This window comes from Leucobacter sp. (genome assembly GCF_053528595.1).
Genome location: NZ_JAIVPF010000066.1, coordinates 25602 through 35804 on the forward strand (window position 1 = coordinate 25602; position 10203 = coordinate 35804).

A 10203-nucleotide genomic window follows, 5' to 3' on the forward strand; every position below is an offset into this window, starting at 1 on the left:
GGAACATCGCCCCTATCGTAGCGTTGGCCGGATCCACCCGAACATGCGCATTCCTGCCAGATTCGAAACGGAATCGGCCAGGTGGTGCCCGCGCAGCGCTGTGCGTGCTGCCCCGCCCCTCCCGAAACCGAGCCTATTGTTCGAGACCGTGCCTTCCAGCAGCGACAATTCGCCCGTTTTCACACAATCGACTCGGTTTCGGCGGGGGGGACGGAGGGGAGGGACAGCGGAGACCGGGGGCGAGGGCGCCGCGCTCCTCCAGGCCTAGGCCTGCTGCGCCAGCGCCCGCTCCAGCACTCCCATGAGGGCGAGCAGCTGCACCGAGTCGGCGTCCTCGGCGGGCGCCGCGGCGCCGTCGAGCGCGCGGGCCGCGAGGCCGGCCTTGCCGTCGATCAGCTCGGCGATCTTCGCGTCGATGGTCTGCGCCGCGACGATGCGCCACGCCGTGACCGGCTCGTCCTGACCGATGCGGTGCACGCGGTCGATCGCCTGCGTCTGCTCGGCGTCCGTCCAGGAGAGCTCGGCCAGCACCACGTTCGACGAGGCCTGCAGGTTGACGCCCACGCCGGCCGCGGTGAGCGAGCAGACCGCCACCGCCACCTCGGGATCCTTGTTGAAGGCGTCGATCTGCTCCTGACGGAACGTGGCCGTCTGGTCGCCGCGGATCGAGACGGTCTTCAGGCCCGCCTCGGCGAGCTGCGCCTCCACGCGGTCCATCACGTCGATGTGCTTGGCGAAGAACACCACCTTGCCCACCGAGCGCGCGAGCTGCGCGGTGTAGTCGGCCGCGAGCGAGGCCTTCGCCTGGCCGATCTGCCGCACCATCGTGAACACGTTCATGCCGTCTGCCGAGGCGTTCGACTCCTCGAGCTCCTGCGCGCACACCATGCGGATGATGGCCTCGTCGCTGAGCTTCTGCCCCAGCTTGCCGTTCTTGACCGCGGTGAAGCGATCCAGCAGCTTGCGGGCCAGCTGGGCCTCGGCCTCGCGGATCCCGCGGCCCATCTCGTCGTCCAGCTCGACGGGCAGGTCCACCACGCGCTTCGCGGGCAGGTCGGCGGCGACGTCGATCTTGCGGCGGCGCACGATGCCCATGTCGATCACGCTCTGCCTCGCCTCGGGATAGAACGCGGGATCGGCGGGCGTCCAGCCGTTGCTCTCGAGTCGCGCCATGAGCTCCGGGCCGGGCTTGTCGGCCTCGGTCCAGCCGAGGAAGCGCCAGATGGCGCGGAAGTCGTCGATGTCGTTGATCAGCGGCGTGCCCGTGAGCGCGATGAGCAGCGGTGAGACGCCCGGCGTGCGCTCGCGGATGCTCTCGGCGATCGCGAGCACGTTGCGGGATCGCTGCGACTGCACGTTCTTGATCATGTGCGCCTCGTCGACGACCATGCCCTTGAAGCCGAAGCGCGAGATCCAGCTCAGGTGCCGGTCGAGGATCTCGTAGTTCACCACGAACACGTCGGCGAAGGGGTCGATGTCCTGCCCGTCGCCGTGGATCACGGTGACGCGCCGCTGCGGCGTCCACCGCTCCACCTCGCGCGCCCAGTTCATCTTGACCACGTTGGGCACCACCACGAGCAGCGGGTAGCTCCCCGAGACGCTGGCCGCGAGCACGGACTGCGCGGTCTTGCCGAGGCCGGGCTCATCGGCCAGCAGGAAACTGCGATGCCCCTCGGCGACGCTCGCGAGGAAGCGCGCCTGGTGCGGCATCAGCTCGCGTCCGGCCGGGGCGAGGCGATCCGGCACCGGCGGCGCCGGCAGCTCCATGCAGGCGGATCCGCCGCCGCCCTGCTCGAACGACTTGAGCAGCGGGCCCAGCAGCTCCCAGTTCGCCAGGCGCACCACGGGCGTCGGCTTGCGGGGCGGGGCGAGGTCGGGGGCGAGGAACGGGTTGGCCATCATGCGGGCGTCGATGCCCGCCGGCTCGACCTGGCGCTCGGCGAGCTCCGGCGGCACGAAGGTCTGCGCCGGCTCCGGGGCCGCCTTCTCCTCCTCCGGCAGCGCGATGCCGGCCTGCGTGAGCATCTTGCGCTTCAGCAGCCGGGTGGCCTCGGTGATGGGGGCCGTCGGCTCGAGCAGCGTGATGAGGCTCGTATCGCGGGCCGCGGTCTTGGCGAGGATCGCCGCGACGCCGTCGAGCCGCTTCAGCGTCTCGGCGCGCTCGGCGTCGCTCACCGACTCATCGGTCTTGACGCGGGCGCGCTCCTCGCGCATGAGCAGCGCGATCACGTGGAACTTCGTGCGCCCGGCCGGGCTCGCCTTGCCGCGCTGCGCGGAGGCCTCGACCTCGCGCACGGCGCGGGCCAGCAGCGGGATGATGCCCTCGTTGTGCGTGTGCTTGCGACGGCCGTTCGAGCGCGACGAGGCGCCGGTGTCTCGCGTCTGGGTCGCCTTGTCCTTCGCAGCGGACTTGCTCTTCGAGGCGGACTGACGCGTGGCAGTGGTGGTTGCCAATGGATCTCCTGATCAGCGTGGTGCATCTCGGCGCGTGTGCCGAGGCGCAGGCCGCTCGCGGGTTCCGAGCCTGACCTCATGCGCGGCATGGGGCTCGTGAAACGTTCGCGCGACCGTGCTCATGATCCTATCATCCGCGGCTGGGCGGCGGGGAAGCGCTCCCGCGGATCATCCGGCGAGCATGCCTCGCGTGGCTTCGACGTCGGCGCGCATCTGGTCGAGCAGCGCGTCGAGGGAGCCGAAGCGCACCATGCCGCGCAGCCGCAGGGCGAACTGCACCTCCAGGCGCCTCCCGTAGATGTCGCGATCGAAGTCGAGCACGAACGCCTCGACGCGGGGCTCCCCCTCGGGGTCGAAGGTCACGTTGGCGCCCACCGAGATCGCGGCCACCAGCCGCTCCCCGTCCACCACGACCCAGCCCGCGTAGACGCCGTCGGCCGGCACGAGACCCTCGATGTCGCCGCCGAGGTTGGCCGTGGGGAAGCCGATCTCCCGACCGCGCGCGTCGCCGTGCACCACGACGCCGCGCACCGCCGGCGGTCGGCCGAGCATGCGGGCCGCCACGTCGACGTCGCCGGCGAGCATCGCCTCGCGCACCCTGGAGGACGACACCTGACCGGTGTCCCCGTCCTCGATCAGTCCGAGCACGTCGGCCTCGAAGCCGTAGCGCCCGCCCAGCGCGCGCAGCAGTGCACCGTCGCCCGCGCCGCGGTGGCCGAAGCGGAAGTCGGCGCCCATCACGATGTGCCGTGCGCGCAGGCGATCCACCAGCACCTCCGAGACGAAGCGCTCGGCCGGGATCGAGGCGATCGCCGCATCGAACTCCAGCATCACGCAGACGTCGACGCCCGCGGCCTCGAAGGCCTCGAGGCGCTGCTCGCGGCTCATGAGCGGCTGGGGGCAGGCCTCGGGCTTCAGGTAGCTGAGCGGGTTGTTGGCGAAGGTGAGGACGACGGATCGCCGCCCCTCTGCCCGCGCCGATTCCGTCACGCTGCGCAGGATGGACTGGTGTCCGCGGTGCAGGCCGTCGAACTTGCCGATGGCGACGCAGCTGGCATCCGGGAAGTCCTCGGGGCGGATCGCCTCGAGGGTGTCGATCACGCGCATCAGGCGGATTCCTCGATCCCGGCCGCGGCGCGGTCGGTGCGGCGCAGCCAGATCAGGCCGAGCACCGGCAGCACGAGCGGGATGAAGAGGTATCCGCTGCCGAAATGCGACCAGACGGAGGGGTGCGCGAAGAGCTGCGGCGCGATGAGGCTGAGCGAGCCCACGATCAGCACGCCGCAGAGCTCGAAGAGCAGCGCGCACCAGGCGATCGTGCGCCAGACGCCCACGCGCTTGATCAGCGCGACGGTCGCGACGATGTAGACCAGGCCCGCGACCGCGGAGAGCGAGTACGCCAGCGGCGCCTCGTCGAACTTGGTGATGATCTGATAGATCGAGCGGAACGTCGCCGCGATGGCGAGCACGATGTAGACCGTGATGAGCACCCGGCCGAGCCCGCCGAGCCGATCGCCGGGCAGGGCTCGCGATGCGGCGGAGTCTCGGGGTTCACGGAGATCGGCGTTCGACACGCGCACCAGTGTACTCGCCCGGCGCGGCACCGCCGTTCAGCCGACGGTCGCGAGGAACACCTCTCCGTGACCGGTGAGGCGGATCGGCTCGCCCGCCGAGACGTAGAGCGACTGCCCGCGGCGCGCGGTCGCCACCTCGGCGAGCGCCTCCGCGTCGGCGGCCGGCCGCTCGACCCGCACCCGGCCGGCCGTGACCACGAGCACCAGCGGGTGCTCCGCGGGCACCTCGACGAGCGGGGCGCTGTCGTCGATGCGGGATCCGCCCTCGGCGTCGGGGTCGCAGAGCCGGGCGCGCAGCAGCCGGAAGTCGGGCACATCGGGACGCCACACCACGAGCCCGCGCGCCAGCCGCGCGCACGGAAAGCGGGGCTCGTCGATCTCGCCGGCGTCGACGACGCGGCACAGCTCCGGCACGTCGACGTGCTTCTCGGTGAGCCCGGCGCGCAGCACGTTGTCGGAGGAGGCCATGACCTCGACGGCGATGCCGCTCAGGTAGGCGTGCAGCTGGCGGGCGGGCAGGAAGACCGCTTCGCCGGGCGCCAGCCGCACGAGGTGCAGCAGCAGCGACACGAGCACCCCCGGGTCGCCGGGATGGGTGACGACGAGCTCGCGCAGCGCCGCGACGCGCTCGGGATCGAGGCCGGTGGCCTCCGCGATCCGCCGGGCTTCGGCGGCATCGGCGCGGCCGAGGACGCAATCGCCGGCTCCGGCACGAGCGCCGGCGGCGATATCGGCACCGGCACCGGCACCGGCACCGGCATGGTCGGCATGGTCGGCGCCGCCGACGGCGCCCTCGATGGCGCGCAGCGCTCGCGCCACGACCGCGTCGCCGCTGAACGCCCACGCCAGGAACTCCCGCCGCCGCTCGGGATCCTCACCGCTCAGGCGATCCGCGACCCGATCCAGCGCCTCGGCCTCCTCGCGCTCCGGCCCCGCGAGTCCGGTTCCTGCGCGCGCCGCACCCGCGAGGAGCGCGAGATCCCGGCGCACCTCGGCAAGCGGCCGGAACCCGCTGAGCGCCCTGACCTCGCTGAGCGCGACGAGCAGTTCGGGTTTGTGGCGGGGGTCCCCGTAGTTGCGGTGCCGCGCGTCCCGGGGCACTCCCGCCGCCTCCTCCGCCGCGTAGCCCGCCTCGGCCTGCCCCGGGTCCGGGTGCACCTGCAGCGACAGCGGAGCGCCGATGGCCAGCACCTTGAGCAGGAACGGCAGCGGGCCGCCGTTCACCCCGTAGCGCTCGGGATCGCTCTCGACGAGGTCGATGAGCGTGCGCGTCGCGGCGCTCGCCTTGGCCACCACCGCCGGGCTGCTGGGGTGCGTGCCGAGCCACAGCTCGGCCTGCGGCTCGCCGGTCGGCTCAGTGCCGAGCATGTCGGGAAGCGCGTCCTTCGAGCCCCACGCGTAGGCGCGCGGGGTGTTCTCGATGAAGATCAGCACGTCACTCCTCCGACCCATCGACTCGAGGCCCGTCGACTCGAGGCCCGCAGGCTCGCGACCGCTGCCCGCGCAGGTCGCCGTAGGGGCCATGCTCTACCATACCGACTATGGCGGAGAGCAAGACCAGACTCGGTGTGAGCGCATACGCGATCTGCGTCTTCATCGTCACGCTCGGCAGCAACGGCGTGCGCAATCTGCTCGGCTGGTGGGGCTTCCTCGCGATCGCCGCGGCACTGACCGTGTGGGGTGTCGTGCTCTTCGTGCGGCTGAAGCCCGAGCGCTTCCGCTGGTACCGCCTCCCCTCCCCCGTCTACTGGTTCCTGACGCTCGCGGTGCTCTCGATCGCCTGGTCGCAATACCGCCTCGAGAGCGTGCTCGGCGTGACCGCCCAGCTGGCGACGACGCTGCTGGCCGTGGTGCTCGCCTTCGTGCTCACCTGGCACGAGGTGCTGCGCACCCTCGGCTCCGCGCTGCGCTGGCTGATCGGGGTGTCCTTCCTCTTCGAGCTGTGGGTGTCGCTGATCGTGCGCGAGCCCGTGCTGCAGCCCATCGCCACCGAGCCGGATTCGGGCACCGTGCCCAAGCTGCTCTACTGGAGCCGGGACCTGCTCTTCTCCGGCGGGCCGATCCAGGGCATCGTGGCCAGTTCGGTGCTGTTCGGCTTCATCGGCCTGCTGGGGCTGATCGTGTTCGGGATCCAGCTGCGCGCGGGGCTCGTGCGCCCCGTCACGGGCTGGTTCTGGGTGGGCGCCGCGCTCGCCGTGATCCTGCTGACGCGCGGCGCGACGGTGTGGGTGGCGCTCGCCGCGGCGGCGGTCGCCCTGGCGCTCGCGCTGTGGGCCCGCCGGCTCGGCCCCGAGCGGCGCGTGCCGCTCTACCTCACGGGCACCACGCTGGTCGTGGTCGCCGTCGCGCTCGTGCTCTTCGCGCGCGACTTCGTCTTCGGCATCCTCGGCAAGAGCGCCGACATGACGGGACGCCTCGAGACCTGGCATCTGGTGATCGAGCTCGCCGAGCAGCGCCCCTGGTTCGGGTGGGGCTGGGTGAGCTACTGGGCCCCGTGGGTCGAGCCGTTCCAATCGCTCGACGTCAAAGCCGGGGTGACGGTGATGAGCGCCCACAACGCCTGGCTCGACGTCTGGCTGCAGCTCGGCATCGTCGGAGTGCTCGCCTTCGCCCCGATCGTGGTGCTCACCATGTGGCGGGTGTGGTTCCGCGCGGTGGATCCGCCCCGCCGCGGCTTCGGAGAGCCGCTGCCCTACGCGACGAGCGCGCTCTGGCCCTTCCTCGTGATGGTGGCCCTGCTCGTGCAGTCGCTCACCGAGAGCCGTCTGCTCATCGAGGGCAACTGGCTGCTGCTGATCCTCCTCGCGGTGAAGTCCCGCTTCGACTTCCAGCTGCCGTCGCTCGACGCCGAGCCCACGAAGCTGCCCTGGCGGCGCGTGCCGATCCCCCGCCACACCGGCGCCATCACGGTGCCGCGGACCCGGAACGGCCGGTGACGCCGTGCTGATGACGACCGAGCGGCTGCAGCGACTGCGGTCCGACGCGCGCCTCGAGCGCGACACGATCCTCGAGCACCGCATGCGCGACGGCGAGGATCCGGCCATCGCATTCGCGGAGGTGCCCGAGGTCGACGAGCTCGTGGTGCTCGCGCTGCGCGACGAGATGCTCGAGGATCGCGGTCAGCTGGCCGAATTCGGCCTGGCGCGCCTCGCCGCCCTCTCGGGCGGCCCGGACGCGCACGAGCACCGCCGCAACGCGGACCGCGTGGAGTTCGAGCTGCTGCGCGAGATCGCGGCCGACGTGCCGCAGCTCACCGTCGCGGTGTGGCGCGTGAGCCACCGCCTCGACGTGGACTGACGAGTCGCGAGGCCCCCGGTCATCCTGCGCGGAGGCGGGGAACGAGCCGGAGCCGCGGGATCCATCGAATCGGACCGGTGCACGGTGCGGATCCTGCGACTCGCCCGGCGCGGTGGCGCCAGCGCGGAACGCGCGGAGCGCCGGCGCATCCGGCCCGAGCATGGCACGCGCGCAGGATGATGGACGGGGCCGGGAGCGGGCGCTATCGGCGAGCACCGAGCACCCCCTCGGTAGACTGTGGGGGTTGCAACGGCCGGATGCTCCCGGCTCCCGTCAGTCAAGAGAGGCGCGCCTTCGATGCCGACCACGCTCCAGAACGTCGTTTTCCCGCTGGCCAAGGATCCCGATGTGCTGCCGCTCTACGCCGACGCGGAGACCTGGACGGCGGTGCGCGGACGGCCGGTGCGGCTGAGCGAGAACGCGCACATCGACAACGTGCTCTCGCGGAGCAGCGTGCGGGTGCGCTCCGGCCGGCGCGTCTCCTTCGCCAGCTACTTCAACGCCTTCCCGGCGTCCTACTGGCAGCGCTGGACCGTCGTCGACCGGGTGCGGCTCACCCTGCGCACGCAGGGACCCGGCACCATCATCGTCTACCGCTCCAACGCCCAGGGCGTGCAGCAGCGCGTCGACTCGCGCGCGGTCGGCGGCAGCTCCGAGAGCGTTTTCGAGCTGCCCCTCACCGCGTTCAGCGACGGCGGCTGGTACTGGTTCGATCTCATCGCGAGCACCGATGAGACCGGCACCGATGAGCTGATCCTCGAGAGCGGATCGTGGACCACCGACGCCGATCCCGTGTCCACCGGCCGGCTGAGCCTCGGCATGACCACCTACAACAAGCCCGACTACTGCGTGGCCACGCTCACGAACATCGCCGACGACCCGGCTCTGCTCGAGGGCATCGACCGCATCTTCCTGGTGGATCAGGGCACGCGCAAGGTGCGCGACGAGGACGGGTTCGACGCCGTCGCCGAGCGCCTGGGCGAGAAGCTGCGGGTGATCGAGCAGGGCAACATCGGCGGATCGGGCGGCTTCGCCCGCTCGATGGCCGAGACCCTCGAGCGCGAGGACACCGACTTCCTGCTGCTGCTCGACGACGACGTGGAGTTCGAGACCGAGAGTGCTCTGCGAGCCCTGCAGTTCGGCCGGTTCAGCCGCACGCCGGTGATCGTGGGCGGGCACATGTTCGACCTGCTCGACAAGCCCGTGCTGCACGCCTGGGCCGAGGTGGTGCGACCGGGCCCGTTCATGTGGGGGCCCTCCTTCGAGGAGCAGCACCGGCACGACTTCCGCAAGCGCAATCTGCGCCAGACCAAGTGGATGCACGCGCGCCTCGACGCCGACTACAACGGCTGGTGGATGTGCATGATCCCGAAGCGCATCATCGCCGAGATCGGGCTGTCGCTGCCGGCCTTCATCAAGTGGGACGACGCGGAGTACGGGCTGCGGGCGAAGGCCGCGGGCTACCGCACCGTGTCGCTGCCGGGTGTCGCGCTGTGGCACGTGTCGTGGATCGACAAGGACGACTCGCAGGACTGGCAGGCGTTCTTCCACACCCGCAACCGGATCATCGCGGGGCTGCTGCACTCGGATCGGCCGGGCGGGGGCAAGCTGCTGCAGAACAGCGGCCGGCAGGACATCAAGAAGCTGCTCAACATGCAGTACTACGCCGTGCAGCTGGCGGTCGACGGGATGCGCTCGGTGCTGCGCGGCCCGGACCGGCTGCACGACGAGATCGCGACGGACATGCCCGCGGCCCGCGCCCGCGCCGCCGACTTCCCGGAGACCCGCGTCTACCGCTCGGGCGACGCGGACGCCCCCGTGTCGCGCGGCGGCCGGGCGCTGCCGCTGCTGCAGGAGCCGGTCGGCCCGTCCGGGTTGCGGCTCGCGCTCTTCACGCTGCGCATGGTGCCCCAGCACTGGCTGCGCAAGAGCAACGAGAACGATCGGCAGGAGCCGGAGCTCGAGTATCCCAAGCTCGACGCGACCTGGTGGCAGATCCCGCACCACAGCAGCGTGATCGTCGGCTCCGCCGACGGGGCGGGCAAGATGTGGTACCGGCACGACCGGGCGAAGTTCCGCCGTCTGCTGCGCGAATCGCGCGCCCTGACCCGCAGGATCGAGAAGAACTGGGACCGGCTGGCGCGCGAGTACCGCGCCGCGCTGCCCCGCATCACCTCGGCCGAGGAGTGGAAGCGGACGTTCGAGGGGCGGTAGCCTCTCTCCCCCGCGCCGCGCTGAGGCGCGCTCGGCCGGCCGCCGGGCCCGGCCCCCGCAGAGGGGGTCCGGGATCACGGTGCGCCGGCCGGGTTCGGGATCGCCGTGCGCCGGCCGGGTTCCACCCGCGAGCGCGGGGAGCGGTCGGGCGGCCCGGTGGATCCTCCGACTGCGCGCAGGATGACGGGAGTGCGCAGGCGGATGCGCGGCGGCCGGTCGCCCCGCGGCCGCGAAGCCGATGTGGGATCCCGTACCCGCCTGCCCGATCGTGCTGTCGCGGCGAAGCGGATCGCGGGATCCGCACCCGCCCGGCCCCGGAGCGCTGCGATAGCGGTTCGGGAATCGGGAGGGCACCGGGCGGAAACGGCTCAGGGGCCGGGCCTCCCTGCGGAGGCCCGGCCCCTGGCCGAGGACGTCAGCGCGCGAGGATCAGCGCGCGAACGTCAGTGCTTCAGGCGGTAGATGAACGCCGCCATCGCCTCGCGCGTCACGCTGCTCTTCGGCATGTACTTCGGCTTGCCCGACTTCTGCTTCACGCCGGTCGACAGCCCGGACTTGTACATCCAGGTGATCTCCTTGTAGAACTTCTGCCCGGGCTTCACGTCGGAGAACGGCGAGGTCTTCGGAGCTTTGTAGCCCTTCGGAGCCTGCATCCGGAACATGA

At 71.6% G+C, this 10203-nt stretch carries 8 protein-coding genes; 3 read left to right on the forward strand and 5 right to left on the reverse strand.

Going from position 1 to position 10203, the window contains the following annotated elements; translation table 11 throughout:
* Window positions 1-264: 264 nt before the first annotated feature.
* From ACWKZU_RS13830 to manA, 4 genes are all read right to left on the reverse strand, one after another.
* On the reverse strand, window positions 265-2454 hold the full coding sequence (locus tag ACWKZU_RS13830; protein WP_449282913.1) for a DEAD/DEAH box helicase: 2190 nt from the start codon (window positions 2452-2454) through the stop codon (window positions 265-267).
* A gap of 168 nt (window positions 2455-2622) precedes the next feature.
* Window positions 2623-3561: a bifunctional riboflavin kinase/FAD synthetase gene (locus ACWKZU_RS13835; RefSeq protein WP_449282914.1), complete on the reverse strand. Its 939-nt coding sequence runs from the start codon at window positions 3559-3561 to the stop codon at window positions 2623-2625.
* A complete protein-coding gene (locus tag ACWKZU_RS13840; RefSeq protein ID WP_449282920.1) occupies window positions 3561-3944 on the reverse strand; it encodes a hypothetical protein in 384 nt (127 codons plus the stop codon). The genes ACWKZU_RS13835 and ACWKZU_RS13840 overlap by 1 nt, the downstream gene beginning before the upstream one ends.
* A gap of 120 nt (window positions 3945-4064) precedes the next feature.
* Window positions 4065-5462, reverse strand: coding sequence for a mannose-6-phosphate isomerase, class I (gene manA / locus ACWKZU_RS13845; RefSeq protein WP_449282915.1), 1398 nt, complete (start codon window positions 5460-5462; stop codon window positions 4065-4067).
* 107 nt (window positions 5463-5569) lie between these two features.
* Here manA and ACWKZU_RS13850 point away from each other — a divergent pair, with 107 nt between their 5' ends.
* The 3 genes from ACWKZU_RS13850 (at window position 5570) to ACWKZU_RS13860 (ending at window position 9539) form a co-directional block, all read left to right on the forward strand.
* A complete protein-coding gene (locus ACWKZU_RS13850) occupies window positions 5570-6964 on the forward strand; it encodes an O-antigen ligase family protein (protein WP_449282916.1) in 1395 nt (464 codons plus the stop codon).
* A gap of 10 nt (window positions 6965-6974) precedes the next feature.
* A complete protein-coding gene (locus ACWKZU_RS13855; protein ID WP_449282917.1) occupies window positions 6975-7325 on the forward strand; it encodes a hypothetical protein in 351 nt (116 codons plus the stop codon).
* Between the two features lie 297 nt (window positions 7326-7622).
* A complete protein-coding gene (locus ACWKZU_RS13860) occupies window positions 7623-9539 on the forward strand; it encodes a glycosyltransferase (protein ID WP_449282918.1) in 1917 nt (638 codons plus the stop codon).
* 443 nt (window positions 9540-9982) lie between these two features.
* Here ACWKZU_RS13860 and ACWKZU_RS13865 read toward each other — a convergent pair.
* The coding region (locus ACWKZU_RS13865; protein ID WP_449282919.1) for an S-layer homology domain-containing protein at window positions 9983-10203 on the reverse strand (221 nt) is incomplete at its 5' end.